Origin of the sequence: Actinopolymorpha sp. B9G3 (genome assembly GCF_040120725.1) — a bacterium.
Taxonomy (GTDB): Bacteria; Actinomycetota; Actinomycetes; order Propionibacteriales; family Actinopolymorphaceae; genus Thermasporomyces.
Map to the genome: position 1 here is coordinate 40805 of NZ_JBEEAB010000026.1, position 25974 is coordinate 66778.

General features: G+C 70.4%; 29 protein-coding genes and 1 riboswitch. Of the genes, 22 read left to right on the forward strand and 7 right to left on the reverse strand.

From position 1 onward, the window contains the following. Positions 1 to 8 precede the first annotated feature (8 nt). Positions 9 to 2177, forward strand: a complete 2169-nt coding sequence (locus ABNF93_RS29895) for a primosomal protein N' (protein WP_349331576.1) — start codon at positions 9 to 11, stop codon at positions 2175 to 2177. Between the two features lie 21 nt (positions 2178 to 2198). After that, positions 2199 to 2939, forward strand: a complete 741-nt coding sequence (locus ABNF93_RS29900) for an HAD family hydrolase (RefSeq protein WP_349331577.1) — start codon at positions 2199 to 2201, stop codon at positions 2937 to 2939. A 6-nt stretch (positions 2940 to 2945) separates the two neighbouring features. Here ABNF93_RS29900 and ABNF93_RS29905 read toward each other — a convergent pair whose 3' ends face one another. Further along, entirely contained in the window at positions 2946 to 3485 is a 540-nt protein-coding gene (locus tag ABNF93_RS29905) for an NUDIX hydrolase (protein WP_349331578.1), read from the reverse strand. 37 nt (positions 3486 to 3522) lie between these two features. Here ABNF93_RS29905 and ABNF93_RS29910 point away from each other — a divergent pair, with 37 nt between their 5' ends. The 10 genes from ABNF93_RS29910 to ribH all read left to right on the forward strand — a co-directional run bounded on the left by ABNF93_RS29910 (position 3523) and on the right by ribH (position 11704). After that, positions 3523 to 4152 (forward strand): exonuclease, encoded by a 630-nt coding sequence (locus tag ABNF93_RS29910; RefSeq protein WP_349331579.1) that lies wholly within the window; start codon positions 3523 to 3525, stop codon positions 4150 to 4152. A gap of 41 nt (positions 4153 to 4193) precedes the next feature. After that, positions 4194 to 4739: a peptide deformylase gene (def, locus tag ABNF93_RS29915; RefSeq protein ID WP_349331580.1), complete on the forward strand. Its 546-nt coding sequence runs from the start codon at positions 4194 to 4196 to the stop codon at positions 4737 to 4739. A 26-nt stretch (positions 4740 to 4765) separates the two neighbouring features. Beyond that, a complete protein-coding gene (gene fmt, locus ABNF93_RS29920) occupies positions 4766 to 5692 on the forward strand; it encodes a methionyl-tRNA formyltransferase (RefSeq protein WP_349331581.1) in 927 nt (308 codons plus the stop codon). Next, positions 5692 to 7095 (forward strand): RsmB/NOP family class I SAM-dependent RNA methyltransferase, encoded by a 1404-nt coding sequence (locus tag ABNF93_RS29925; protein WP_349331582.1) that lies wholly within the window; start codon positions 5692 to 5694, stop codon positions 7093 to 7095. The genes fmt and ABNF93_RS29925 overlap by 1 nt, the downstream gene beginning before the upstream one ends. Positions 7096 to 7139: 44 nt before the next feature. Next, a complete protein-coding gene (rpe, locus tag ABNF93_RS29930) occupies positions 7140 to 7826 on the forward strand; it encodes a ribulose-phosphate 3-epimerase (RefSeq protein ID WP_349331583.1) in 687 nt (228 codons plus the stop codon). After that, complete coding sequence (locus tag ABNF93_RS29935; RefSeq protein ID WP_349331584.1) at positions 7826 to 8203, forward strand: NIPSNAP family protein; 378 nt, start codon at positions 7826 to 7828, stop codon at positions 8201 to 8203. The genes rpe and ABNF93_RS29935 overlap by 1 nt, the downstream gene beginning before the upstream one ends. 152 nt (positions 8204 to 8355) lie before the next feature. Beyond that, positions 8356 to 8502, forward strand: a riboswitch (FMN riboswitch). A 127-nt stretch (positions 8503 to 8629) separates the two neighbouring features. Then, positions 8630 to 9259, forward strand: coding sequence for a riboflavin synthase (locus ABNF93_RS29940; protein WP_349331585.1), 630 nt, complete (start codon positions 8630 to 8632; stop codon positions 9257 to 9259). Next, a complete protein-coding gene (gene pnuC, locus ABNF93_RS29945) occupies positions 9256 to 9960 on the forward strand; it encodes a nicotinamide riboside transporter PnuC (RefSeq protein WP_349331586.1) in 705 nt (234 codons plus the stop codon). Before ABNF93_RS29940 ends, pnuC begins: the two co-directional genes overlap by 4 nt. After that, entirely contained in the window at positions 9957 to 11222 is a 1266-nt protein-coding gene (locus tag ABNF93_RS29950; RefSeq protein ID WP_349331587.1) for a bifunctional 3,4-dihydroxy-2-butanone-4-phosphate synthase/GTP cyclohydrolase II, read from the forward strand. Before pnuC ends, ABNF93_RS29950 begins: the two co-directional genes overlap by 4 nt. Continuing rightward, complete coding sequence (gene ribH / locus ABNF93_RS29955; protein WP_349331588.1) at positions 11219 to 11704, forward strand: 6,7-dimethyl-8-ribityllumazine synthase; 486 nt, start codon at positions 11219 to 11221, stop codon at positions 11702 to 11704. Before ABNF93_RS29950 ends, ribH begins: the two co-directional genes overlap by 4 nt. Positions 11705 to 11734: 30 nt before the next feature. Here ribH and ABNF93_RS29960 read toward each other — a convergent pair whose 3' ends face one another. After that, positions 11735 to 12301 (reverse strand): pyridoxamine 5'-phosphate oxidase family protein, encoded by a 567-nt coding sequence (locus ABNF93_RS29960; protein ID WP_349331589.1) that lies wholly within the window; start codon positions 12299 to 12301, stop codon positions 11735 to 11737. 145 nt (positions 12302 to 12446) lie between these two features. On the opposite strand from ABNF93_RS29960, the gene ABNF93_RS29965 reads away from it, so the two are divergent. Further along, on the forward strand, positions 12447 to 12953 hold the full coding sequence (locus ABNF93_RS29965) for a SixA phosphatase family protein (protein WP_349331590.1): 507 nt from the start codon (positions 12447 to 12449) through the stop codon (positions 12951 to 12953). Here the strand turns inward: ABNF93_RS29965 and serB are convergent, their stop codons facing one another. The 3 genes from serB to ABNF93_RS29980 form a co-directional block, all read right to left on the reverse strand. Next, positions 12954 to 14192 carry a phosphoserine phosphatase SerB gene (gene serB / locus ABNF93_RS29970; protein ID WP_349331591.1) on the reverse strand — a complete coding sequence of 413 codons (1239 nt, stop codon included), beginning with the start codon at positions 14190 to 14192 and terminating at the stop codon, positions 12954 to 12956. A gap of 38 nt (positions 14193 to 14230) precedes the next feature. Then, positions 14231 to 14737, reverse strand: coding sequence for an anthrone oxygenase family protein (locus ABNF93_RS29975; protein WP_349331592.1), 507 nt, complete (start codon positions 14735 to 14737; stop codon positions 14231 to 14233). Between the two features lie 137 nt (positions 14738 to 14874). Further along, a complete protein-coding gene (locus ABNF93_RS29980) occupies positions 14875 to 15627 on the reverse strand; it encodes an SDR family oxidoreductase (protein ID WP_349331593.1) in 753 nt (250 codons plus the stop codon). A 35-nt stretch (positions 15628 to 15662) separates the two neighbouring features. On the opposite strand from ABNF93_RS29980, the gene ABNF93_RS29985 reads away from it, so the two are divergent. The 3 genes from ABNF93_RS29985 to ABNF93_RS29995 all read left to right on the forward strand — a co-directional run bounded on the left by ABNF93_RS29985 (position 15663) and on the right by ABNF93_RS29995 (position 19326). Beyond that, on the forward strand, positions 15663 to 16400 hold the full coding sequence (locus ABNF93_RS29985; protein WP_349331594.1) for a DUF427 domain-containing protein: 738 nt from the start codon (positions 15663 to 15665) through the stop codon (positions 16398 to 16400). A gap of 95 nt (positions 16401 to 16495) precedes the next feature. Continuing rightward, positions 16496 to 18049: an alpha-glucosidase/alpha-galactosidase gene (locus ABNF93_RS29990; RefSeq protein WP_349331595.1), complete on the forward strand. Its 1554-nt coding sequence runs from the start codon at positions 16496 to 16498 to the stop codon at positions 18047 to 18049. An 11-nt stretch (positions 18050 to 18060) separates the two neighbouring features. Continuing rightward, positions 18061 to 19326, forward strand: coding sequence for a glycoside hydrolase family 140 protein (locus ABNF93_RS29995; protein WP_349331596.1), 1266 nt, complete (start codon positions 18061 to 18063; stop codon positions 19324 to 19326). 35 nt (positions 19327 to 19361) lie between these two features. On the opposite strand, the gene ABNF93_RS30000 is transcribed toward ABNF93_RS29995, so the two are convergent. Beyond that, entirely contained in the window at positions 19362 to 20090 is a 729-nt protein-coding gene (locus ABNF93_RS30000; RefSeq protein WP_349331597.1) for an Rv1486c family protein, read from the reverse strand. 106 nt (positions 20091 to 20196) lie between these two features. Between ABNF93_RS30000 and ABNF93_RS30005 the strand changes: the two genes are divergently transcribed. The 6 genes from ABNF93_RS30005 (at position 20197) to ABNF93_RS30030 (ending at position 25204) form a co-directional block, all read left to right on the forward strand. Further along, a complete protein-coding gene (locus ABNF93_RS30005) occupies positions 20197 to 20982 on the forward strand; it encodes an ABC transporter ATP-binding protein (protein WP_349331598.1) in 786 nt (261 codons plus the stop codon). 75 nt (positions 20983 to 21057) lie between these two features. Beyond that, positions 21058 to 21531: an NfeD family protein gene (locus tag ABNF93_RS30010; RefSeq protein WP_349331599.1), complete on the forward strand. Its 474-nt coding sequence runs from the start codon at positions 21058 to 21060 to the stop codon at positions 21529 to 21531. A 130-nt stretch (positions 21532 to 21661) separates the two neighbouring features. After that, positions 21662 to 22816: an SPFH domain-containing protein gene (locus ABNF93_RS30015; RefSeq protein ID WP_502877650.1), complete on the forward strand. Its 1155-nt coding sequence runs from the start codon at positions 21662 to 21664 to the stop codon at positions 22814 to 22816. Continuing rightward, entirely contained in the window at positions 22813 to 23577 is a 765-nt protein-coding gene (locus ABNF93_RS30020; protein WP_349331600.1) for a sulfite exporter TauE/SafE family protein, read from the forward strand. The genes ABNF93_RS30015 and ABNF93_RS30020 overlap by 4 nt, the downstream gene beginning before the upstream one ends. A gap of 130 nt (positions 23578 to 23707) precedes the next feature. Continuing rightward, a complete protein-coding gene (locus ABNF93_RS30025; RefSeq protein ID WP_349331601.1) occupies positions 23708 to 24760 on the forward strand; it encodes a M48 family metallopeptidase in 1053 nt (350 codons plus the stop codon). 6 nt (positions 24761 to 24766) lie between these two features. Beyond that, entirely contained in the window at positions 24767 to 25204 is a 438-nt protein-coding gene (locus tag ABNF93_RS30030; RefSeq protein WP_349331602.1) for a cupin domain-containing protein, read from the forward strand. Positions 25205 to 25283: 79 nt separating this feature from the next. Here the strand turns inward: ABNF93_RS30030 and ABNF93_RS30035 are convergent, their stop codons facing one another. Further along, on the reverse strand, positions 25284 to 25937 hold the full coding sequence (locus ABNF93_RS30035) for a YbaK/EbsC family protein (RefSeq protein WP_502877651.1): 654 nt from the start codon (positions 25935 to 25937) through the stop codon (positions 25284 to 25286). Positions 25938 to 25974 lie beyond the last annotated feature (37 nt).

Sequence of the window (25974 nt, forward strand, 5' to 3'; positions counted from 1 at the left end):
CTCTCGGCATGACCACCGACGACGGGGGCCGACCGGGCGGCGAGAGCAACCCAGACGACGGCGATCAGCCGGACGACGGTGGCCAACTGGCACTGGTGCGGGCGCGGGTCCGACGGACCCGCGCCCGCCCGTCACAGGCGCCCGCGCCCTCCCTGCCGATCGCGCGCGTGGCGGTCGACACACCGCTCGCCCATCTCGACCGGCCGTTCGACTACACGGTGCCCGAGCGCATGCATGAGACCTGCGTGCCGGGCTGCCGGGTGCGGGTCCGGTTCGCCGGTCAGGACCTTGACGGTTACGTTCTCGATCGGGTGGCCGAGTCGGCGCATCGGGGCCGGTTGGCTCCGCTGCGTCGAGTCGTGTCCGCGGAGCCGGTGCTCGCGCCCGAGGTGGCCCGGCTGGCGAGGTCGGTCGCCGACAGGTACGCCGGGACACTCGCCGACGTCCTGCGCCTCGCCGTACCGCCACGGCACGCGCGGGTCGAGGGTGAGTCGCGGCCCGCGCACGTCGGGGACGAGACGGACCGGTCGGGTGCGGACCGGTCGGAGCCGGCGGCAGGCGACGAACCGGCAGACAGACCGGCACAACACGAACTGGCGGGCGACGCGGACCACGGCGCGACTCGGTGCGAAGGGCCGTGGGGGAGCTATGAGGCTGGCCCGGCCTATCTCCAGGCGCTGCGTCGGGGTGATGCGCCGCGCGCCGTGTGGAGCGCTCTGCCGGGCGAGGACTGGCCACGCGCTCTCGCCACCGCGGCGGCCGTGACCCTGGCGGGTGGGCGGGGTGCCCTCATCGTCGTACCAGACCACCGTGACGTGGCGCGGCTCGATGCGGCCTGCGCGGAGGTGCTCGGCGCCGGCCAGCACGTGGTGCTCACCGCCGAACTCGGTCCCGCCGAACGCTACCGACGGTTCCTCGCGGTCCGTCGCGGGTCCGTGCGCTGTGTGGTGGGGACCCGCGCGGCGGCGTTCGCGCCGGTGGAAGCGCTCGGCCTGGTCGGCTGCTGGGACGACGGTGACGACCTGCTCGCCGAGCCTCGCGCGCCATATCCCCACGCCCGCGAGGTCCTCCTGCTACGCGCCCATGAGCAGCGATGCGGTGCGCTCATCGGCGGGTACGCCTGCACCGCCGAGGCCGCGCAGCTCCTCGCGACCGGCTGGGCGCATCCGGTCGCAGGGAGCCGGTCGACGGTCCGGGCGCGGGCGCCGCGCGTGTCCGTGGCGGGAGAGAGCGCGGCCGAACTGGCACGCGACCCGGCGGCGCGGGCGGTTCGGCTGCCGCACCGGGCGTTCGAGGTCGCCCGCCAGGCCCTGACCACCGGACCGGTCCTGGTCCAGGTGCCTCGCTCCGGGTACCTCCCGGCGCTCGCCTGCCAGAACTGCCGGGCCGCGGCACGGTGCACAGCGTGTGCGGGACCGGTGCAGCAGTCCGGGGGCCGGGAGGTCCCGGCGTGCGGGTGGTGTGGCCGGCCCGCCGTCGCCTGGCGCTGCCCGACCTGTGAAGGTACCCGGATGCGCGCGCCCGTCATCGGTGCCCGGCGTACCGCGGAGGAACTGGGTCGGGCGTTCCCTCGCGTTCCGGTGCGTACGTCCGGTGGGCAACGGGTTCTGGAGTCGGTGGGTGCCGAACCAGCCTTGGTCGTCGCGACGCCGGGCGCGGAGCCGTTGCCGGCCGAGGGCTACGCGGCCGCCCTCATGCTCGACACCTGGCTGGCGCTGGCGCGGGCGGATCTGCGGGCCGGCGAGGAGACGCTGCGGCGCTGGCTCAACGCCGCCGCACTCGTCCGCGGTGCCGACCAGGGCGGCGCCGTCGTCGTGATGGGGGAACCCAGCGTGCCGTCGATCCAGGCACTCGTCCGGTGGAGTCCGGTCGCTCACGCGGAGCGAGAGCTCGCCGACCGCCGGATAGCGGGCTTTCCACCTACCGTCCGGCTCGCCGTCATCGAGGGCGACGGCGCGGCCGTGAGCGAACTGACCGAGTTCGCGGAGCTGCCGGAGACCGCTGAGGTACTCGGTCCCGTCCCTCACGGGGAGGACGGTGTACGCCTGGTGATCCGCACACCGCGGCGCGACGGCGTCCAGTTGGCGGAGGCACTCAAGACGGCGCAGGCGTCTCGCAGCGCGCGGAAGTCGGCCGGAACGGCGCGGGTCCAGATCGATCCGATCGCCTTCGGCTGAACCCCGATAGGGTCGGCAGACGTGAGTCAGTCGCACCAGCCCCACGCCGCCCACCACTCCGACCAGACCGCCCAGTCCAGCGGTCGACCCGGCGTCGCCCAGCCTGCCTCCCCTCCTGGTCGCGCGGCGTCCCCGCCCGAACGCATCGAGGCCGTCGTCTTCGACGTGGGCGGTGTGCTCCTCGACTGGAACCCGAGGCACCTCTACCGCTCGCTCCTGCCAGACGAGGAGAGCGTCGAGCGGTTCCTGTCCGAGGTCTGCACACCTGCGTGGAACGCCGAGCAGGACGCCGGCCGCACCTGGGCCGCGGCCGTGGAGGAACTGACGGCGAGGTTTCCCGATCACGCGAAGCTGATCCGCGCCTATGACGAGCGCTGGCCGGAGATGGTGGCGGGCGTCTTCGAGGAGACCGTCGCGGTCCTGGCCGATCTCCGCGCGGCAGGCGTTCCCACGTACGCACTGACGAACTTCTCGGCCGAGAAGTGGGACATCACGCTGGACATGTGGGAGTTCCTCCGCGACTTCGACGGTGCGGTGGTCTCCGGCGTGGAGCGGGTCAGCAAGCCCGATCCGGCGATCTACCAGCTCCTGTTGGATCGGCATGGCCTCAGCGCAGCGACGACGTTCTACACCGACGACGTTCCGGCCAATGTCGAAGGCGCCCGCGGGGTCGGAATCCAGGCCGAGGTCTTCGTCGACGGTGCCACCCTTCGGAGCCAGCTGGCCGCCGCCGGACTGGTGCCGGTCGACGTCAGGGCGTGAGGCGCCCTACTCCTGGTCGAAACCGAAGGCCAGGGCGTAGAGAACGGCCGTGAGGGAAAGTCCGTCGCCCATCAGTCCGGCGGCGACGATCTCCCGCAGGTCGCCTGTCGGCACCCACTCGATCCGTTCCGCCTCGCTCGGATCGGTGGGAGGGCCCACGTGAGTGGCGCCTTCTGCCGCGAAGATGTCGAAGCGCTGGTCGGAGATGCCGTTGCTCGGGTGGTAGTGCACGAGCGGGCGAAGAGCGTGGGGACGCCAGCCGGTCTCCTCCAGCACCTCACGCGCGGCGGCTTCCACGGCGGACTCGCCCGGATCGACGCGACCTGCCGGGATCTCCCATCCCCACGTGTCGGTGATGAAGCGATGTCTCCACAGCATCAGCACGCCTCGCTCGTCGTCGTGGACTACGACACCGGCGCCGGCACTGGGCGTGCGTACGACGTGGTGGTCGAAACGCTTTCCGTCGGGAAGCTCCACGTCGGCAAGCGTGAGTCGAACCCACTCACTCTCGTAGATCGGGCGTTCACCGTGAACCGTCCATCGCACCCCCGCACCCTAGATGACTCTTGCTACGGTGCGGGCCATGCCCAGCCGGCCAGACCTCTACTTCAGCGCAGACGTCGAGGCCGACGGGCCGATCCCCGGGCCCTATTCCATGCTGAGCTTCGGCCTCGCGGTCGCCGGCACCTTCGACGGAACGACCTTCCGCGCGGCCGACCCGACTGAGCGCACGTTCTACGCCGAGCTGCGGCCGATCTCCGATGACTTCGTGCCAGAGTCCCTCGCGGTGAGCGGCCTGGATCGGGACCGGCTGGTACGTGAGGGTCGCGATCCCGCGGAGGCGATGAACGCCGCGGCCCGCTGGATCGGCGAGGTCACTGCGCTTGCCGGGGAGGCCACCCCGGTCCTCGTGGCGTTCCCGCTGAGCTATGACTGGATGTGGATGTACTGGTACTTCATCCGCTTCGCTGCCGGGGGCTCACCTTTCGGGCACTCCTGGTGCATCGACCTGAAGACGACCTATGCCATCAAGGCCGGCGTCGGCGTCCGAATGGCGAGCAAGTCCCGGTTGCCGAAGGCGCTGCGATCGGGGCGCCGGCACACCCACCATGCGCTCGACGACGCCGTCGAGCAGGCGGAGTTGGCGGCGAAGCTGTTCACCTGGGACGGTACGGATGGTCGGGTGGATCAGCACGCGGACTGCGGTCCGTAGACTGGCGGCGACGCCGTCCGAGAAAGATCAAGGAGACCCGCGTGGCCGTCCAGCCCATCCGCCTGTTCGGGGACCCGGTGTTGCGGACGCCGGCCGAACCTGTGACGGACTTCGACAAGGAGCTGCGCAACCTGGTCCGCGATCTGACCGAGACGATGCTCGAGGCGCCCGGCAGCGGTCTCGCCGCGCCGCAGATCGGTGTGGGGCTGCGGGTGTTCACGTACAACGTCGAGGACGTCGTGGGCCACCTCGTCAATCCCCAGCTGGAGCTGTCGGAGGAGGAGCAGTTCGGCCCCGAGGGTTGCCTGTCGATCCCGGGCTTCAGCTTCGACTGCATGCGCGCGATGCGGGTCGTGGCGAAGGGTTTCACGATGCACGGGGAGCCGGTGACCCTCGAGGGTTCGGAGCTGCTGGCCCGCTGCATCCAGCACGAGACGGACCACCTCGACGGCATCCTTTTCGTCGACCGGCTCGACCGGCAGGCCCGCAAGGACGCGTTGCGGCTCATCCGGGAAGCCGAGTGGGCAGGCGCCGAGCCACCTCAGGTGCGGCTCTCCCCGCACGCGACCATGGGACGGGCCCTGTAAGGGCGAACAGTAGGGGGAGTCAGCTCGTGCGGTTGCTGTTTGCGGGTACACCCGATGTCGCGTTGCCCTCGTTCGAGGCGGTCCTGGCAAGTGATCACGACGTCGTGGCCGTGCTGACCCGGCCGGACGCGCCGTCGGGCCGGGGTCGCAAGCTGCACCCTTCACCGGTCGCTGAGCGGGCCGAGGCCGAGGGACTCGACGTTCTCAAGCCGGGCTCGACACGGGATCCGGAGTTCCTCGAGCAGTTGCGCGGTCTCGCGCCGGAGTGCTGTGCGGTCGTCGCCTACGGCGGACTCCTTCCGACGGCGGTGCTGGACGTGCCCCCACTCGGCTGGATCAACCTGCACTTCTCCGTCCTGCCGGCGTGGCGCGGCGCGGCGCCGGTGCAGCACGCGATCCGTTCCGGTGACACCCTGACCGGTGCGACGACGTTCCGGATCGTGGAGGAGCTCGACGCGGGTCCCACCTACGGCGTGGTCACCGAGCCGATCGGTCCGACCGACACCGCCGGTGATCTGCTCGAACGCCTGTCGCACAGCGGAGCGAGGTTGCTGGTCGAGACGCTGGACGGGATCGCGGCCGGCACTCTCGAGCCGCGTCCCCAACCTTCGGAGGATGTGACCTACGCCAGCAAGGTCGGTGTCGACGACGTACGCATCGACTGGTCACGACCGGCGTTCGCCATCGACCGGCTCGTGCGGTCGGGCACTCCGGCGCCCGGGGCGTGGACGACGTTCCGGGACGAGCGCCTGAAAGTGGGTCCGGTCACGGTCGCGACCGAGGCGGTGGAGGTGCCGCCGGGCGAGATCGTCGCCGAGAAGTCCCGCGTCCTGGTCGGCACCGGCAGCGTCCCGGTGGCACTCGGCGAGGTGCAACCCCACGGCAAGCGGCCCATGGCGGCCGACGCCTGGGCGCGAGGGGTCCATCCGCAACCCGCCGAGCGGGTCGGCTGATGCCGCGACCCGCGTCCGGCACACGGCGGCGGCAGCGCCGGACCGGGACGGCGGACAGCGCCAGGCGGGCCGCCTACGACGTCGTGCACGCGGTGTCGGCCCGGGACGCCTACGCCAACCTCACCCTCGCGTCGATCCTGCGTGAACGCGATCTGTCCGGTCAGGATGCGGCGTTCGCCACCGAGCTGGTCGGCGGGACACTCCGCTGGCGCGGCGGCTACGACGACGTCCTCGCGCGGTGCGTCAACCGCCCCTTGCCCGACCTCGACCCGGAGGTCCTCGACGTCCTGCGGATCGGTACGCACCAACTCCTGGGCATGCGGGTCCCTGCCCACGCGGCGGTGGCGACCAGCGTCGACCTCGGTCGAGACGTCGCCGGTGGCGGCGCTTCGAAGTTCGTCAACGCCGTGTTGCGGAAGGTGGCGACCCGCGATCTTGCCGGCTGGCTTGCGATGGCGGCACCGGCGTACGACGTCGATCCGGTCGGGCATCTCGCTGCGGTCCACGCGCATCCGAGGTGGATCGTCGAGGCGTTCCGCGCTGCCCTGGACGGGTCCCTTGACGAGACGGCCGCCGCCCTCGCCGCAGACAACGCACCCGCCCGGGTCACTCTGGTGGCCCGCCCGGGGCGATGCACGGTCGACGAGCTTCGTCGCGACGGCGCGGGTCCCGCGCGGTGGTCTCCGTACGCCGCGATCCTGGAGGCAGGTGATCCGCGCCGAATTCGCGCCGTCGCGCAGGGGCGTGCGGGTGTCCAGGACGAGGGGAGCCAGCTGGTGGCTCTGGCCCTCGCCGGTGTGCCCCTGAACGGAGCGGGGACCGGCACCGACTCCCGCTGGCTGGACATGTGCGCCGGCCCAGGAGGCAAGGCGGCCCTGCTCGCCGGGCTCGCGGCCGAACGCGGGGCACGGCTGCTCGCCGCCGACCTGCAGCCACACCGCGCCGCCATGGTGAATCGCGCCCTGAGCGGCGGCGCCGGCGTGCTCGGCACCGTCGTCGCCGACGGGACCGCCGGACCGTGGCGCGACGGAACCTTCGACCGGGTGCTGCTGGACGCGCCGTGCTCGGGCCTCGGAGCGCTACGCCGCCGGCCGGAGGCGCGCTGGCGGAGGTCGGCCGGTGATCCCGCGGAGCTCAGACCGCTGCAGATCCGCCTGTTGGACGCCGCCCTCGACGCCGTTCGGATCGGCGGGGTCGTCGGCTACGCGACCTGCTCGCCGCACCTGACCGAGACCCGCGAGGTCGTGGCGACCGTCCTTCGCGACCGCGGTGATGTCGAACGCGTCGACGCCAGGCCGTACCTGCCGGGCGTACCCGATCTCGGCGAGGGGCCCGACCTCACGTTGTGGCCGCACCGGCACGGCACGGACGCGATGTATCTCACGTTGCTTCGGCGTACCTGAGCAGGCCAACCGCCGCGGGCCGAAACAGTAGACTCGGCGACGTCATGGCCGTACAGATATCTCCGAGCATCCTGAGTGCCGACTTCGCGCGCCTCGCCGATGCCGCCGCCAGCGTCTCCAACGCCGACTGGCTCCATGTCGACGTGATGGACAACCACTTCGTGCCCAACCTCACCATTGGCCTGCCCGTCGTGGAGTCACTGCGGGCGGCGACGACGTTGCCGATGGACTGCCACCTGATGATCGAGGATCCGGACCGCTGGGCGCCCGCCTACGCCGAGGCCGGTGCCGCCAGCGTGACGTTCCACATCGAGGCGGCGCGCGCGCCGATCCGGCTCGCGCGGGAGCTTCGTGCCCTCGGTGCGCGGGCGGGCATGGCGCTGAAGCCCGCGACCCCGGTGGAGCCGTACGAAGACCTGCTCGCAGAGCTGGACCTGCTTCTGGTCATGACGGTCGAGCCGGGCTTCGGGGGGCAGAAGTTCCTCGATGCCTGCGTACCCAAGATCCGGCGGAGCCGCGAGCTGATCGCCAAGCACGGCGGCGAGCTCTGGCTCCAGGTCGACGGCGGTGTCTCGGCCGAGACCATCGAGCGGTGTGCGGAGGCGGGCGCCGACGTGTTCGTCGCGGGCTCGGCGGTCTTCTCCTCCGACGACCCGGGCCGCGTCATCGACGAGCTCCGCCGCCGCGCGTCGGAGGCGACCGCACGGGCGTCCTGGCAGTTCGCACGCTGATGTACTTCCGCTGCGAGCGCTACATCGTCGCGGAGGGCAAGGCCGATGCCTTCGCGTCCTTCTTCCTCCGGCAGCTGCTTCCGCTGCGGGAGAAGTACGGTGCGCGGCTGGTCGGACGGTGGCAGACCGAGGACGAGGCCGACGTGCTGACGATCTGGGCGTTCGCGAGCCGGGAGGCCGCGGGGGAGGTCGACGAGCACGTCCGTGACGACCCGGGTTCGGCGGAGGCACAGGCGTTCCAAGAGCGTTACCTGGATCCGCTGTTCCACGAGGTGGCCGAGATGCCGCTGTATTCCACGGTGCCTCTGGACCGGACTGTCCTGGCCGGTCTGTCGTTCCAGCCCGTCGCCGACCGAGGCGGAGCGCCCCGCCGCTAGCCCGCGCAGTGATCACGCCGGCTGTCCGTTTTGCGACGTACTGATCGACAGCGATTGCGGCCAGCCACGGCGACGTGGTGCAGGTCATGGCCATGACGGCTCCCCGGAGTTGGCGGGACGTGCCACACTGAACGACGTACGAGCGAAAGCTCGCGCGTGCTCCGGGGTCGGTGAAATTCCGAACCGGCGGTGACAGTCCGCGACCCGGCCACAGCAGCCAGACGTTCTGGCACGTGGCCGGTGGACCAGGTGGAACTCCTGGACCGACGGTGAAAGTCCGGATGGGAGGCAGCACGCGGGATGCGACCGCGCGTCCGCCTACGTTCAGGCGTTCGATGACGCCTGCTCACCCGGGCGGCCCGCGTCGCGTCCCTCGCCTCATCCCCGGTGCCCGCTCGGGCAGAACCGGAAGGCGAGGGAGAACCGGTGTTCACCGGAATCGTCGAAGAACGCGGCGAGGTCTGCGACCTCGTACGCCTGCAGGACTCCGCACAGGTCACCATCCGCGGGCCGCTGGTCACCGGCGACGTACGCCCGGGCGACTCGATCGCCGTCAACGGGTGCTGCCTCACCGTCATAGCCGTGGGTGCCGACGGAGCTGGCGGAAACGACGGAGAGTTCACGGCCGACGTGATGGCCGAGAGCCTGTCCCGCACGACCCTCGGGTCCGCCCGGCCTGGTGACGCCGTGAACCTCGAACGCTCCGTCCCGGTGGACGGCCGGCTCGGCGGGCACATCGTGCAAGGTCACGTTGACGGCACCGGTCGAGTCCTCAGCCGACAGTCCACGGCCCGCTGGGATCTGGTCGAGATCGGGCTGCCGGTCGAGCTGGCGCGCTACGTGGCGGAGAAGGGATCCATCGCCGTCGACGGGGTCTCGCTCACCGTCGTGGGCATCCGCGACGGCGCCGAGCCGGCGTTCACCGTCGCTCTCATCCCGACCACCCTGAAGCTCACGACCCTCGGCCTGCGGACACCCGGCGACGACGTGAACCTCGAGGTGGACGTCCTCGCGAAGTACCTCAGCAGACTGGTCCCTGGAGGAGTACGCGCATGAACTGGCTGACCTGGCTCCTGGGGGCCGAACTGCACATCGCCGGCTCGGTGATCCTGTGGCGCGAGATCATCGGCAACGGTTTCGGCCTCGCGAGCGCCATCTTCGGAATGCGCCGGCGGGTCGGGGCCTGGCCGGTCGGGATGATCGGCAACGTCCTGCTGTTCACGGTGTTCCTCGGCGGGGTCTTCGACACTCCGCAGGACAAGGACCTGTGGGGCCAGGCCGCCCGGCAGGTGTTCTTCTTCGCGGTGAGTGCGTACGGATGGTGGCGGTGGCGCCAGGCCCGTGACAGCCACGAGGCAGCCGACGGGGGAGCGGTGGCACCCCGCTGGGCAAGCGGGCGGGAGCGGCTGGGACTCCTCGCCGCGGCGGCGGTCGGCGTCACGGTGTTCACCTACGCCCTCAGCCTGCTCGGCTCGTGGGGCCCGCTCGCCGACGCGTGGATCCTCACCGGCAGCATCCTGGCGACCTACGGCATGGCCCGTGGCTGGGTGGAGTTCTGGCTGATCTGGATCGCGGTCGACGCGGTGGGGGTGCCGCTGCTGTTCCTGGCCGGGTTCTATCCGTCGGCGATCCTCTACGTCGTCTACGGCGGTTTCTGTCTCCTGGGCTTCTTCACCTGGCTCCGCGTCGAGCGACGACTGGTCGGCGTACCGAGACCCGCACCAACGGCGGAGGCGCTGGCGGGTGAGCAGCCGTGACAGACCTACGCCTGGACCCGATCGACCGTGCCGTGAGCGATCTGGCAGCTGACCGGCCGGTCGTGGTGGTCGACGACGCGGACCGCGAGAACGAAGGCGACCTGATCTTCGCCGCTTCTTCGGCGACGCCGGAGTTGCTGGCGTTCACGGTCCGGCACACGAGCGGCGTGGTGTGCGTACCACTGCTGGGCGAACGCCTGGACCAGTTGGGCATCGCGCCGATGGTGGCGGACAACCAGGAGTCGATGCGGACGGCGTTCGCGGTGACCGTGGATGCGGCGGACGGCGTGACGACAGGGATCTCGGCGGCCGACCGTACCCGGACGATCCGGCTCCTCGCCGATCCCGACACCGGCCCCGCCGATCTCGTCCGGCCAGGGCACGTCTTCCCGCTGCGCTACCGACCGGGCGGGGTGCTGGCCCGGCCCGGCCACACCGAGGCGGCCATCGACCTGGCGCGTCTCGCCGGCCACCCGCCGGCGGGCGTGCTCGCGGAACTGGTGAACGACGACGGCACGATGATGCGGGGGCCGGCGTTGCGCGCGTTCGCCGACGAGCACGACCTCGCCCTCGTCTCGATCGCCGACCTGATCGCGTATCGGCGCCGCCACGAACGCCTCGTCGACCGGATGGCGACCGCCCGGCTGCCCACCGCCCACGGTGAGTTCCAGGCGATCGGTTACCGGAACACGATCGACACGTCCGAGCACGTCGCTCTCGTCAAGGGCGACCTCGCCGCCGCGGCGGCCTCTGGCGACGAGATCGTCGTGCGGGTCCATTCCGAGTGCCTCACCGGTGACGTCCTCGGGTCGCTGCGTTGCGACTGTGGTCCGCAGCTCCAGCGAGCCCTCGCCGCCATCGATCGGGCCGGCAGCGGCGTCGTCGTCTACCTACGCGGTCACGAGGGTCGAGGAATCGGCCTGCTGTCGAAGCTGACCGCCTACGACCTGCAGGACTCGGGGCACGACACCGTGGAGGCCAATCTCGCGCTCGGGTTCCCCGCGGACGCCCGTGACTACTGGGTGGCCGCCCAGATTCTCACCGACCTCGGCGTACGCACCATCCGGCTCCTCACCAACAACCCCGCCAAGCGCGCGGGCCTGGAGCACTACGGTCTGACGGTGGCAGCGGTCGAACCGCTGGCGATACCGCCCAACGGGGAGAACCTCCGTTACCTGCAGACCAAGCGGGACCGACTGGGCCATCTGCTCCCAGTACAGGAACCCGTCCCCACCGAGCAGATCGCAGGGAGGGCACAGTGAGCGGGAGTGGCGCGCCCACGATCCGGCCGGCCGCGGTGGAGGGCCTGCGGGTCGGCGTCGTCGCGGCGTCGTGGCACGACGAGGTCATGGACGGCTTGCTCGCCGGCGCGGTCCGCGCACTGGACGAGGCCGGCATCGCCGACCCGTGCATCATCCGGGTCCCGGGATCGTTCGAGCTTTCCGTCGCTGCCGCGCGCCTCGCCCGAGCGGGCATGGACGCCGTCGTGGCGCTCGGTGTCGTCATCCGCGGTGGTACGCCGCACTTCGAGTACGTCTGCCAGGCGGCCACGGTGGGCCTCACCCAGGTGAGCGTGGAGACCGGGGTGCCGGTCGGGTTCGGCGTCCTCACCTGTGACACTGCCGAGCAGGCCATCGACCGTGCCGGTCTGCCGGGCTCGCGGGAGGACCGGGGGTACGAAGCGACGCAGGCCGCGCTCGCGACGGCGGCCACCTTGCGTACGGTGGCGCCCCTCGATCGGTGAACGATCCACGGCGACGGTCGAGGCAACGGCTCACTGACCGCGACGGGATGTTCCTCGGGTGACGTCCTGGGAGAGGGTCACCGCGGTTCGGTGGTTCGTGGTGAGGCCGTGCTCGGAGCACGGTCCGCCGGACTCCCGCGGACAGAGTACGAAGTGCTCGCAGGCCCTGGCGCGATAGAGGCGGTACGCCGCGGGAGGCTGGACCTGCTCACGCGTCATGGCATAGGCACCACGTTCGGGCGCTCCGGGATAGATCTCGAGGCCGCGGTCGAGTTCCGGCCCCGTGAGCTCCTCGCCCACGCCCGACATGTAGACGGCCTGACCTTCGCCCAAGGGCACCGCCGAGTTGAAGACGACGATGCTGAGGCGCGGGTGTCGGCTAAGGTTGCGTGAGTGGGCGGCCTCCGGTGTGGAGATCCAGTAGAAGTCGGTGTAGTCGGCGGTGCCGTAGTACACCGGCGTGGTCCAGGGGTTGCCGTCGCTGTCGACGGTGCCGAGCGTCATGTAGAGGGTGGCGTCGAGGATCGCCCGGGCGGTCGCGGCGAGTTCGTCCCGGCGGATCGACGTGGCACTCTCGGTCGGCTCGACGTCCCGCATGGAACCTCCGGGAGATGGCACGGAAGTTGACCTTGAGCAGACTACGTGCTGTCGGCACCGGGGACCAGACGGTAGGCGGGGGCACCGCCGTTCTCTGAACGTAGGTAAGGCGCGCCGCCCGCGGGCCGTCTGGGACACTGACGCGATGACGGGCTCGCGAACGCTGTTGCTGCTGCGCCATGGCAAGGCGGAGTCGCCGACCGGGATCGCCGACCGGGACCGTCCACTCGCGGGCAGGGGGAGACGCCAGTCCGAGCATGCGGGTGCCGCGTGCCGGGCGAGCGGAGTCGTTCCCGGCCTGGTGGTGGTGTCGCCGGCTCTGCGCGCTCGGGAGACGTGGGTGGAGTTCGCCCGTGGCCTGGGGGTCGAGCCGGAGGTCGACATCGACCGCCGCGTCTACGCCAACACGATCGAGGATCTGCTCGACGTGATCACGGGTACACCGGAGGAACTCGACACGCTGATGATCGTGGGTCACAACCCGTCGATCGGCGACCTCTCACGCCTGCTGGACGAGGACGAGTCCCGTCGACGCGGCACCGCCGTCGCGGACGGGTATCCCACGGGGGCGTTGACGATCTTCGACGTCGACGTGCCGTGGGCGCTGGTGGCACCGGGGACCGGTCGCCTGCGCGCGGTCGTACGGCGCTGATCAGCCGCCGTACCCGGACCCGTCGAGCGTGTCATGGCCTGGCTCGCCGAGCTCCCCGTCCGCGGCGTCGATCTCCTCGCGGGTGATGCCGAGGAGGTAGAGGATCGCGTCGAGATACGGGACCGACACCGCCGTGTCCGCCGCCTGGCGTACGACCGGCTTGGCGTTGAAGGCCACCCCGAGTCCCGCGACGGCGAGCATGTCGAGGTCGTTGGCGCCGTCTCCGATCGCGACGGTCTGGGACAGCGGCACGCCCGCCTGCTCCGCGAAGCCGTGCAGGGCCTCGGCCTTGCCGGGTCGGTCGACGATCGGTCCGACCACCCGGCCGGTCAGCACGCCGTCGGCGACCTCCAGCAGGTTGGCCGCTACGAAGTCGATCCCGAGTTCGGCCGCGATCGGTTCGACGATCTGGGCGAACCCACCGCTCACGACGCCGACCTGGTAGCCGAGGCGGTGGAGAGTACGCAGCAGGGTCCGGGCACCGGGCGTGAGCCTGATCTCCTGGCGGACCTCGTCCATCGCCCGGGCATCGACACCGGCCAGCAGCGCCACCCGCTGGCGGAGGGACTCGGCGAAGTCCAGTTCACCCCGCATGGCGGCGGCGGTCACCCGCGTCACCTCGTCCAGGCAGCCGGCCCGGGAGGCGAGCATCTCGATGACCTCGCCCTGGATGAGGGTCGAGTCGACGTCGAGGACGACGAGGCGCTTGGCGCGGCGGTAGAGCCCGGCGGGTTGGACGGCCACGTCGACCTGCTGTGCGGCTGCCTCGATCGCAAGAGCGCTGCGCAACTGCAGCGGATCGGCGCCGGAGACGTCGAGTTCGATGGCGATCACGGGATAGCGGGCGATCCGGATGATCCGGTCGATGTTGCCGCCGGTGTCGGCGATCCGCCCCGCGATGGCGGCGACCGCGCCCGGGTCGAGCGGACGGCCCAGGACGGTGACGTGGCTACGTCCGTGTGCCCGCGGCAGGTTGTCGCCGGCGCCGGACTGCACCTCGACATCCATCGAGAGGTCGCGCGCGACGTCCTCGATCGCCTTCCGCAGCCGGGCGTCGTCCCGTGGCGTGGTCACCAGGACGCCGAGGACGAGCCGGCCGCGCAGGACGACCTGTTCGACGTCCAGCACCTCGACCGAGAACGGCGACAGGGCGTGGAAGACAGCAGAGGTCACACCGGGACGATCGTGTCCGGTGAGGGTGAGAAGGAGGGTTCGATCGGGCTGCAGCGCACTCGGCACTCCCGCAACGTTAGCGGTGCCCCGCGACGAGGCCGGGCTCAGACCCCACCGGTGACGTCCTGCCCCGACAGCGCGAGTGCCCATGCGAGGCAACCGAACGCCGCCGTCACCGTCACGGCCCGTACGACGTTCCAGCGCACCCACCGGTCCTCGAAGCTCGCCCGGACGGCCGCGAGATCGGGGATCCCGTCCGGGTCACCGGCTGCCGCGAGCGCATTGTTGAGGGGGATGTTGATCCCTCGGGTGAGACCGAGTTGGACGCTGTAGAGCACGAGGGCGGCGGCGACCCACGGCAGGACCCGGCGGTCGCCGAGATGCAGGACCACGGCGAGCAGGGTCAGGACGAAGGCACCGAGGAAGGTGGCAAGGAACCACGGGTTGATGATCTTCAGGTTGATCCACTGCATCGCGCTGACGAAGGTCCGGTCATCGGTGTGCCGGAGGCCGACCATGACCGAGCAGGCCCAGGCGTAGAAGAAGCCGGCACTCAGCCCCGTGATCAGCGTGGCGACGAGGAGGACGACCGTCGGGAACGGGATCGACATGGACCATAGTGAAGCGCCTCGACGGTGGGGCGCGCCATGGCTGAAGCGCTCGGGCTCATGTCTCGGCGTGGCACTCGGGTTCCGGGCGCGTTGGCCGTGGCGTCGATCGCGGACCCGGCGCGCCGCCGTTGCCGCCGTCAGCCCCTTCCGAGGAACGGCATCCCGGTCGCCATGACCGTCATGAACGGCACGTTGGCGTCCAGCGGCAGGCTCGCCATGTAGGCCACGGCGCGCCCGACGTCGTTCACGTCCATCGTCGGCTCGACGCGGATCGACCCGTCGGGCTGGCGTACGCCGTCGGCCATGCGGGCGGTCATCGGGGTCTCGGCGTTGCCGATGTCGATCTGGCCGCAGGCGATGCCGTGGTCCCGCCCGTCGAGGGCGGTTGCCTTGGTGAGCCCGGTGATCGCGTGCTTCGTCGCGGTGTACGGAGCCGACTGAGGGCGTGGCGTGTGCGCGGACAGCGAACCGTTGTTGATGATTCGGCCGCCGCCGGGTGTCTGGCTCTTCATCAGGCGTACGGCCTGTTGCGTGCAGAGGAACGCACCGGTGAGGTTGACGTCGACGACGGCCTGCCAGTCGGTGAGCTCGAGGTCTTCGAGGGGCACGGCTGGGGCGTTCCGGCCGGCGTTGTTGACCAGGAGGTCGAGCCGGCCATAGGTCGTGCGGATCGCGGCGAACAGGGACTCCACCGCGCCCGGGTCGGCGACGTCGGTGGGTACGGCGAGACCCTCGTGACCGGCGGCCCGCAGCTCGTCCGCGAGGTCGTGCAGAGGCTGGGGACGTCGACCGGCCAGCGCCACCGACCAGCCGTCCCGGGCCAGCGCGAGGGTGATGGCACGGCCGACGCCGGTGCCGGCCCCGGTGACAAGGGCGATCTTGTGAACCATGAAATTTCCCCTCGGTCCAGGCGGTTGGCGAAGGTATGAGTACGACCCAGGAGCGGCCGCGGGTCGAGACCGGCGCGAAGCGGGTCCGAGCCTACTTCGGCGGCGAAGTCGTGGCCGACACGGTTGAACCGGTTCTGGTATGGGAGATCCCCTACTATCCGGCTTACTACCTTCCGGCGAAGGACGTCCGTACGGATCTGCTGACGCCGGGCGGCGAGGGGCACCACTCGGAGCGCCTTGGCGACGGGACGTCGTACACCCTGAGAGTCGGCGCCAAGGAGGCGACGGGCGCGGCCTTGCGCTACCTCGACTCTCCGGTCGAGGAGCTGCGGGATCTCGTCCGCCTGGACTGGGACGCGATGGACGCGTGGTTCGAGGAGGACGAGGAGGTCTTCGTCCACCCGCGGAGTCCGTATGCCCGGATCGACGTCCTTGCCAGCTCCCGGCACGTCCGGGTGGAGGTCGACGGCGTGACGGTCGCGGAGTCCGCGCATCCGACCCTGCTGTTCGAGACGGGGCTTCCGGTGCGCTACTACCTGCCGAAGACGCACGTACGGATGGACCTGCTGACGCCCTCGGCGACGGCGACGCACTGCCCGTACAAGGGCCAGGCGGAGTACTGGTCGGTGACCGTCAACGGCACCGAACATCCCGACCTGGCGTGGTCCTACCGCACCCCCCTGCCGGAGAGCCAGAAGGTCGCCGGGTTGATCGCGTTCTACGACGACAAGGTGGACGTCTACGTCGACGGAGTGCTCCAGAAGCGTCGCTAGGGGTGTTGGCACCAGACGCTCCTGGCCTGGCCGCTCCTGGCCGACCGGCCGCGCCCCGCTTGTCGTGACATCTGAGGTGTGCCGATGGTGGAGGCATGACGATCCGAATCGCGATGCTCGGCGCCGGCTCCCTCGGCTTCACCCGCCGGCTGGTGCGCGACATCCTCACGGTGCCCGAGCTGGCCGACACGACGTTCGCGTTCTACGACATCAACGAGCGCAACCTCGAGATGGTGACCCAGCTGGTCCGGCGCGACATCGACGCCAGTGGTCTGCCCGCCGTGATCGAGCCGACTCTGGACCGCCGCGGCGCTCTCGACGGCGCCGACTACGTCTTCTCGGTGATCCGTCAAGGTGGACTTGACGCGTTCCGGACCGACATCGAGATCCCGTTGAAGTACGGCGTCGACCAGTGCGTGGGCGACACCCTGTGCGCCGGCGGCGTGATGTACGCCCAGCGGACCATACCCGCGCTGCTCGACTTCTGCAAGGACATCCGCGAGGTCGCGGGGCCCGACGTGCTGTTCCTGAACTACTCCAACCCGATGGCGATGAACACCTGGGCGTGCAACGAGTACGGCGGGGTGCGGACCGTCGGGCTCTGCCACGGCGTCCAGGGCGGGCACTGGCAGATCACCCGGTGCATCGAGCACTGGGCCAAGCGCGAGGGCATGATCGGGCCGGACGAGACGCTGCACCGCAGCGAGGTCGACATCATCGCGGCCGGGATCAACCACCAGACGTGGTACGTCAAGGCGCAGTGGCGCGGGATCGACATGATCCCGAAGATGCTGGAGCTCTTCGAGGGCCACCCGACGTACCCCCAGACCGAGAAGGTCCGGATCGACGTACTCCGGCGGTTCGGCTACTACAGCACCGAGTCCAACGGCCACCTGTCGGAGTACGTCCCGTGGTACCGCAAGCGGGTCGAGGAGATCCCCGACTGGATCGACCTGTCCAGCTGGATCAACGGCGAGACCGGCGGCTACCTCCGGGTGTGCACCGAGGGGCGGAACTGGTTCGAGACCGACTTCCCGAACTGGATGAAGGAGGACCCCAAGCCGATCACCGCCGAGGGCCGCAGCGAGGAGCACGGGTCGTACATCATCGAGGGGCTGGAGACCGGCCGGGTCTACCGTGGGCACTTCAACGTCGTGAACGACGGCATCATCACCAACCTGCCGCAGGGCAGCGTGATCGAGGTGCCGGGGTACGTCGACCGCAACGGCATCAACGTTCCCGTCGTCGGCGACCTCCCGCTGGCGTGTGCGGCCACCTGCGCGGCGAGCATCCGGGTGCAGGAGATGGGCAAGGAGGCGGCGGTCCACGCCGACGTCACCCTGCTCAAGCAGGCGATGCTCCACGACCCGCTGGTCGGCGCGGTCTGCAACCCCGAAGAGGTCTGGCAGATGACCGACGAGATGCTCGTGGAGCAGGCGCGGTGGCTGCCGCAGTACGCCGAGGACATCCCGGCCGCCCGTCAACGCCTCCTTGACGCCGAACGGCACGGCACCCGGGTCAAGACCGTCACCACCGAGGGCGCCGCCCGGCTGCACACCAAGACCGTCGAGGAGATGGCCGCCGACCGCGAACGTTCCCGCGCCAACGCGGCCGCGGCCGACAAGGCCGGCATGACGAAGACCAGCTGAGGGTGAAGCCATTGGCGACAGCGCCGACCGGTGACCACTTCCTTGCGGACGGGTCACCGGTCGTGCCCTGTGCGGACACGGTGTGGGCGGCGTTCACAGACGCGCGCCCGGACGAGTGGGAGAGATACCTCTCGCTCCGGCGCAGCCAGGGCTTCGACACGATGCTGATCAGCGTCCTGCCGATCCTGCACGACCGGAGCGTGCACGAGACGACCCGCGAGCCCTACCCGCTCCGCGACGACGGGACTTACGACTTCACCGCGCCCGACGCGGACTACTTCACGACCGCGCAGGAGATGGTCGAGCGAGCCGCGGAGCAGGGCATTCGGGCGGCGCTGGTCGCGCTGTGGTGCACCTACGTGCCGGGCACCTGGGGCTCGGACCGGAACCCACACGCCGTGATGTCGCAGCAGGAGACGGCGAACTATCTCGAGCTGCTGACGAGGACGTTCCATGCGTACGACCCGATCTACATAGCGAGCGGGGACGACAAGTTCGCGACGCCGGACGCCGTGGAGCGCTACGCCTGGACGTTGGGCCAGCTTGCCAAGCTCGCGCCCGACTGCCTCACCACCCTCCACTCGACACCTGACACCGACCTGCCGGCGACACTCGCCGACTCGCCCGACCTCGACTTCTACAGCTACCAGTCGGGTCACGGACACGGGCACCAGGCGAAGGCGTACGACCTGGCCGAGCTCTACCTGGGCAAGCCCGTCCGCCGGCCCGTCCTGAACCTGGAGCCCTGCTACGAAGGACACGGCTACGGACAGGGGCTTGGGCGCTTCACCCGTGACGACGTACGCCGGGCGACGTGGTGGAGCCTGCTCGGCGGCGCCTCGGCCGGCATCGGCTACGGCGCGCACGGCCTGTGGGGATGGCACCGGCCGGGCAGCCGGTTCACCAGCGGCGCATGGTCGGGGGAGCCCTTCACCTGGAACGTCGCGCTCCAGTTCGACGGTGCGTGGGACGTGGGGTTCGCGCGGTCAGTCGTGGAGGACCATGGCCTCTACCGCTGTGCGCCGAGGCAGGACCTGATCGCGACCTCGCCGCCGGGCGTGCGGGTCGCGGCGACGCCCGACCTGGCGACCGTCGCCGTGTACGTTCCCCATCCGTTCGACGTCGAGTTGGGTGTCGACCTCGGTGGGTACGCCGTGACCGCCTGGGACCTCGGCGACCGGCGCCGGGTCACCCCTTCCCTGGGGACCGGGGCGACCGGGACCGTTCTCCGGCAGCCGGCGTACCTCAGCGACACGGTCTATCTCCTCAGCGGCTGACCTGGCGCGGCTGACCGGGCACAGGACGCGCAGGCTCACCGCGGCGGACCACAGGCGGCGACCAGTGCTCGCCGGGCGGCGCGGTCGAGGCGGCGGAGCGCCTGGCGGCGCGAGTCCGCCTCGAACGCCGTCACCGCGCCGCCGTCGTCGACGAGGGCGAGTTCGCAGACGAGGAGGCACCGGCGGGCTCGCGCTGCCAGCTCGTCGGCGCGGGGCGGGTAACCCGCCGGAAGGCCGTCATGTGCCTTGCGGCCAACGGATCGCAGATCGACAAGTGCCTCGGCGACCCCCGGCCGCCAGCGCGCGACGTCGAGGCCGGCCAACGCCTCGATGACGTCCTGCAGGGTCTGGGCGAGTTCCATCGTGACGTCGGCGAGGTCGAGAGGCGCCGGAGGATGGGCCGGCCACACCTTCCACTGCACCCCGGCACCGACCACATGGGGGACGAGGCCGAGCCCGGAGCCCTCGCAGACCACGGCCTCACCGACCTCGAGCGCAGCCTCGGTGAAGTCCCGTGGCCCGGCGAGACCGAGCGGGTCGCCGGGTGCGGGAAGCGCCACCACAGCCGCCCGGGTGCCCAGGTTGCGCAGGGTTCCGAGGGACAGCAGGACGGGGACCGGCTCGTCCTCGCCGGGCAGGCCGATCACGTGATGCGCGGCGTCGTCGCCCTTGATTCCCTCGTCCGCCTCGTCGAGGCTCGTGGCGCCGGCGAGCCAGGCGTTGGTCCACGACGCGAGGCGCGCCGCCCGGGGCAACGTCAGCATGCATCTCACCCTATAAAGGGCGCGGCAGTCGCCGCCGCCCGCGAGCCGGGTGACGGACCGGACCATGGGGCGGGCCGTGGGCGGTGGTGCCGTAGGTTGTGCATCCATGAGCCCAGTTCTCGAGCTCACCGACGTCACGATCACGCGCAACGGCACCAAGCTCCTGGACCGGGTGAGCTGGTCGGTCGACGAGAGCGACCGGTGGGTGATCCTCGGACCCAACGGCGCGGGGAAGACGACACTGCTGCAGATCGCCTCGGCCCGGATGCACCCCACCAGCGGTAGCGCGACGCTTCTGGGGGAGACGCTCGGGTCGGTCGACGTCTTCGAGCTACGACCCCGGATCGGGCTGACGAGTGCCGCCATCGCCGACCGCATCCCGCGCCAGGAACGCGTGCGCGACGTCGTGGTTTCCGCCTCCTACGCGGTCCTCGGCCGGTGGCGCGAGAACTACGACAACCTCGACCACGAGCGCGCTACCCAGCTGCTCAGGTGGCTCGGGGTCGGCGACCAGGCGGACCGGACGTTCGGGACATTGTCCGAAGGCGAACGCAAGCGCGTACAGATCGCCCGGGCCCTGATGACCGATCCTGAACTCCTTCTCCTGGACGAGCCGGCCGCCGGCCTCGACCTGGCCGGGCGCGAGGGGCTCGTCCGTACGCTCGGGGACCTCGCCGCCGACGCGGCGTCGCCCGCCACGGTCCTGGTGACCCACCACGTCGAAGAGATCCCGCCGAGCTTCACCCACGTACTCCTGCTCCGTGCCGGCAGCGTCGTGGCGGCCGGACCCGTCAGAGAGACCCTGAGCTCACGGTCGTTGTCGGAGACGTTCGCGATGCCACTGCGGCTCTTCCGTTCCACCGAGCGGTGGACAGCACGGGCCAAGCGGTAAATGATGGCGCCCTCATCCGCACGCGGTGGCCCGGGGAGATTCCGGACCGACCCCTTGATCACGTAGGTTTTCACCATGAGCAACCTGCTGCAGTGGCTGGGCGAGCACCTGTGGGTCGCGTGGGTGGTCGTGGCCGGGATCCTCGCCGCGGTCGAGCTGCTGACCCTCGACTTGGTGTTCCTCATGCTCGCGGCAGGCGCGACCGCGGGGGCGCTCGCCGCCCTGGTGGGCGGCGGGCCGGTGATCTCGATCATCGTCTCGGTGGTTACCGCGTTCGCGATGTTGGGGGCCGTCCGCCCGGTCGCCCTGCGCCACCTCAAGCAGACACCGATGATCCGCACCGGAATCTCTGCCCTCGTCGGCCAGACCGGCGTGGTCGTCGAGCAGGTCACCACGCGGAGTGGGACGATCAAGATCGGCGGCGAGGTCTGGTCGGCGCGTCCCTACGACGAGCAGTCGAGCATCGAGCCCGGCGTGACCGTCGACGTGCTCTCCATCGAGGGCGCGACAGCATTTGTGCACGAAGCGGGGAAGCCATGGAGTTCTTGATCAGACAGCCAGGCGGTCCCACTGTTCGACCCCGCGCGAGACTGGCCACAGCCGCGCGCGATCTTCAGGACCCTGACCAGGCGCCGTCGATCGACAACTCGGCGGCTGACGTTGACGAATCGGAGAAGCCGTGGATGTCTTGATTACCGTTGCTGTTCTGGCGCTCGTCGCCATCATCATCTTGGTCCGATCGGTCAAGATCATCCCGCAGGCGCGGGCGGGCATCGTCGAACGGCTTGGCCGGTACGCACGCACGCTCGGGCCGGGTCTGTCGATCATCGTGCCGTTCATCGACAAGGTGCGGTACACGATCGACCTTCGCGAGCAGGTCGTCTCGTTCCCTCCGCAGAACGTGATCACCGAGGACAACCTGGTGGTCGCGATCGACACGGTCATCTACTTCCAGGTGACCGACTCCGTGCGTGCGACGTACGAGATCGCCAACTTCGTCCAGGCGATCGAGCAGCTGACCCAGACGACGCTGCGGAACATCGTTGGTGGCATGGACCTCGAACGCGCCCTGACCAGCCGTGAGGAGATCAACACCGCGCTGGGTGCGATCCTCGACGAGGCGACCGGCAAGTGGGGCGTCAAGGTCAACCGGGTCGAGCTCAAGGGCATCGACCCGCCGCCGTCGATCCAGGACTCGATGGAGAAGCAGATGCGCGCCGACCGCGACAAGCGCGCGGCGGTTCTCACGGCCGAGGGTGTCCGGCAGTCGGCGATCCTCACCGCCGAGGGCGAGAAGCAGGCGGCGATCCTCACCGCTGAAGGTGACAAGCAGTCCCAGATCCTGCGGGCGCAGGCCCAGCGGGAGTCGCAGATCCTGCAGGCCGAGGGTGAGGCTCAGGCGATCGACACGGTGTTCAACGCGATCCACGAAGGCCGTCCCGACCAGGCGCTGCTGTCCTACCAGTACCTCCAGATGATGCCGCGGATCGCACAGGGCGACTCCAACAAGGTGTGGATCGTGCCGAGCGAGCTCGGCAAGGCCCTCGAGGGCGTGGGCTCGATCGTCGGCAAGCTCGGCGAACAGGCCCCGGTCGAACCGCCGGCGCGCGAAGGAACCTCCGGCGCGGCGGCCAAGCGCAAGAAGGTTGCGATCGAGGCGGAGAAGCACACCGACGAGGCGGTCCAGACGGCTGAGAGTGAAGTCGCGGCCGCCATCGCGGCGGCCGAGGACGCCGCGAAGGGCGGGATCGGCCGGCTCGGTCGGGGCACTCCCCATGACGTCGACGGCGGTGCGGCGGGCGAGGCCGGGCCGGAAGAGCCCAATAAGGCGTGACTGGCTGGGAACTGCTCGCAGTCTTCATCGCCGGGGTCGCGGCAGGCACCATCAACGCCGTCGTGGGGTCGGGAACGCTGATCACGTTCCCGACCCTGGTCGCGTTCGGTGTCCCGCCGGTGACCGCCAACGTCTCCAACACCGTCGGCCTCGCGCCCGGATCGGCGGCCGCCGCCTGGGGCTACCGCCGCGAGCTCGCGGGCCAGCGCGACCGGCTGATCCGGCTGGGTTGCGCGTCCGTGGCCGGTGCGCTCACCGGAGCGGTGCTGCTGCTGCGGCTTCCGGCCGAGGCGTTCGACATGATCGTGCCCGTCCTGGTCGGGATCGGCTGCGTCCTCGTCATCCTCCAGCCGTGGGTGTCCCGCCAGATGGCTGCCCGCCGGGAGACCCCCCACCCACCCCACCACCATGGCAGCTGGGCGTTGCTGCCGTTCGTCTACCTTGCGGGCGTCTACGGCGGGTACTTCGGCGCCGCGCAGGGTGTCATCCTTGTCGCGATCCTCGGGATCGGTCTCGACGAGACTCTGCAGCGGATCAACGCGGCCAAGAACGTCCTGGCCGGGCTCGTCAACGCCGTCGCCGCCGTCCTGTTCATCGTGATCGCCCACGTGGCCTGGCTTCCGGCCGGACTGATCGCCGTGGGGTCGGTGGCCGGTGGCCTGCTGGGTGCCCACGTGGGCAGGCGCCTTCCGCCGGTACTGCTGCGTGGGGTGATCGTCGCCGTCGGCACTGTCGCCATCGTCGTCCTGCTCCGCCGCTGAGATCCGCGGTCCGGGAGCCGTGCGTTCGTGAACCCTGAGGGTAAACCCCGCGAACTCTCCTCGCCCGGTGCGCGTTGACCGGATAGCGTTCGTCCCAAGCCAGAAATCCTGCAGATGGGGGGAGTTCGGTATGCCCGACACCGAAGATCGTCCGGCCAGGTCCCGTCTCACGCTCACGGGGATCAGCTCCCGTGCCTGGGAGCATCCGGCGGACCGGGGCGCCCTGGTCGCGGTCAGGCAGTTGAAGGGCTTCGACCTGGTCCTGCGCAAATTGTCGGGCCTGATCAACGAACGCGCGTTGCGGCTGATCTTCCTGGGCTCCGCCGTCCGGGCCGGTGACCGCCAGTTCCCCAAGATGCACCGCGTTTTCGCGGAGGCCGCCGCCACGCTCGACGTGCGCGAGCTGCCTGAGCTGTACGTCATGACGGGCCCGATGCCCAACGCCATGTGTATCGGCATCGACAAGCCGTTCATCGTCGTCAACAGCGCCCTGGTGGATCTGCTCGACGAGGAGGAGCTGCGTTTCGTCCTCGGCCACGAGTTGGGACACGCGCAGAGCGGCCACGCGCTCTACCAGTCCGTCCTCGTCTTCCTCATCCGGCTGAGCGGCGCGATCGCCTGGATGCCGCTCGGTGCGCTCGGTCTCCGGGCGATCATCGCCGCACTGATGGAGTGGTCGCGCAAGGCGGAGCTGTCCGGTGACCGCGCCGGCCTGTTGGCCTGCCAGGATCCCGCGGTCGGTCTGCGTACGCACATGAAGCTCGCGTCCGGCGGTCACCTCGAAGACGTCGACGCGACGGCGTTCCTGGCGCAGGCGGCGGAGTACGACGCGGCGGGGGACCTGCGCGACAGCGTGCTCAAGCTGTTGCTGTTGGAGGCGCGCAGTCACCCGTTCCTCGCGGTTCGGGCGGCAGAGCTGAAGCACTGGGTGGACAACGGCGACTACTCCAGGATCCTTTCCGGTGACTACCCGCGCCGGGACGGCGACGGCGACGCGAGGATGAGCGATGAAGCCCGGCGTGCAGCGGACTCCTACAAGGAGACGTTCGCGCGTTCGCAGGACCCGCTGATGAAGATCTTCTCCGACCTCCCTGGCGCCGTGGACGGCGTGCGCGACAAGGTGTCGGGATGGTTCGGCAACCGGTCCAGCCCGTCCAGCTCGTCCAGTTCCAACCGGGACTGACCACGGGTGGGTGACGTCCGGCCATGGCTGGCCGAACAGCTCGACCTCGCGGCCCACCCTGAGGGTGGGTGGTTCCGGCAGACCTGGACGACGGACGCGTCGTTCACCCCGGAGGGCTATCCCGGTCCTCGAGCGGCGGCGAGTGCGATCTATTTCGCCCTGCACCCGGGTGAGGTGTCGCGCTGGCATGTCGTACGTTCCGACGAGCTCTGGTTGTGGCACCGCGGTGGACCGTTGCGCCTCCTGCTGGGTGGTGCAGGCGACGAACCGGCTGGCGACACGACCGAGGTGCTACTCGGACCGGACCTCGACGCGGGTCAGCGGCCGCAGGGTCTCGTGCCGGGTGGCGTCTGGCAGGCGGCCGAGCCGGGCGGATCCGAGCCGGTCCTGGTGAGCTGTGTCGTCGCGCCGGCGTTCGACTTCGCCGACTTCCGGATGCTCTGACGCGGGGACTGTCAGTCGTTCGCGGCGAAGGACAGTCCGTGAGCGGCGGGGACCTGGCCGAGCTGCCTCTGCGTCCCCGTCAATTCGGGGTGGTGCCGGCCGGAGCGGGGGACGCGAGATCGGGTACGACGGTGGCCTGGGGGAGGGCGGCGAGGGCGCGACCGGAGACGAAGAGCTTCGACCGCCGCAGTCCGCTGCCCACCACCGCAATTTCGGTCTCGGCCACGCGTGCGTCGACGAGGATGGGCCAGCCGTCCGGGAGACCGAACGCCGTGATGCCGCCGTACTCCATGCCGGTCTCGGCGACGGCGGTGTCCATCGGTGCGAACGACGCCTTCCGGGCGTCGAGGCGACGGCGGATGACGCCGTTGACGTCCGCGCGGGTGGTGGCGAGGACCAGAGCGGCCGCATACCGCGTCTCGCCGCCTCGCCGCCCGGTGATGATGACGCAGTTGGCGGAGATCTCGAGCGGGATGTCGTACGCGGCGCAGAAGGCGGCGGTGTCGGCGAGCTCAGGATCGATCTCGCCGACCCGGACCTCCTCGACCGGGACTTCGGTGATCGTCCAGGTGCGAAGGGCGCCCAGGACCGGCTCCGCGAGGAGGTCAGGGCGGGCAAGGGCGGGTTGGGTGAGCAGCTTGCCGATCTCGAGGGTGTCGCTCATGCGCACCATTGTGGTCGCGAGGGAGACTCGCGGTGCTACCAGACCCGCGGTAGTGACACCGTCGGCCAGGGCCGGGCAACAATCCCAGCATTGACTTATATAAGCC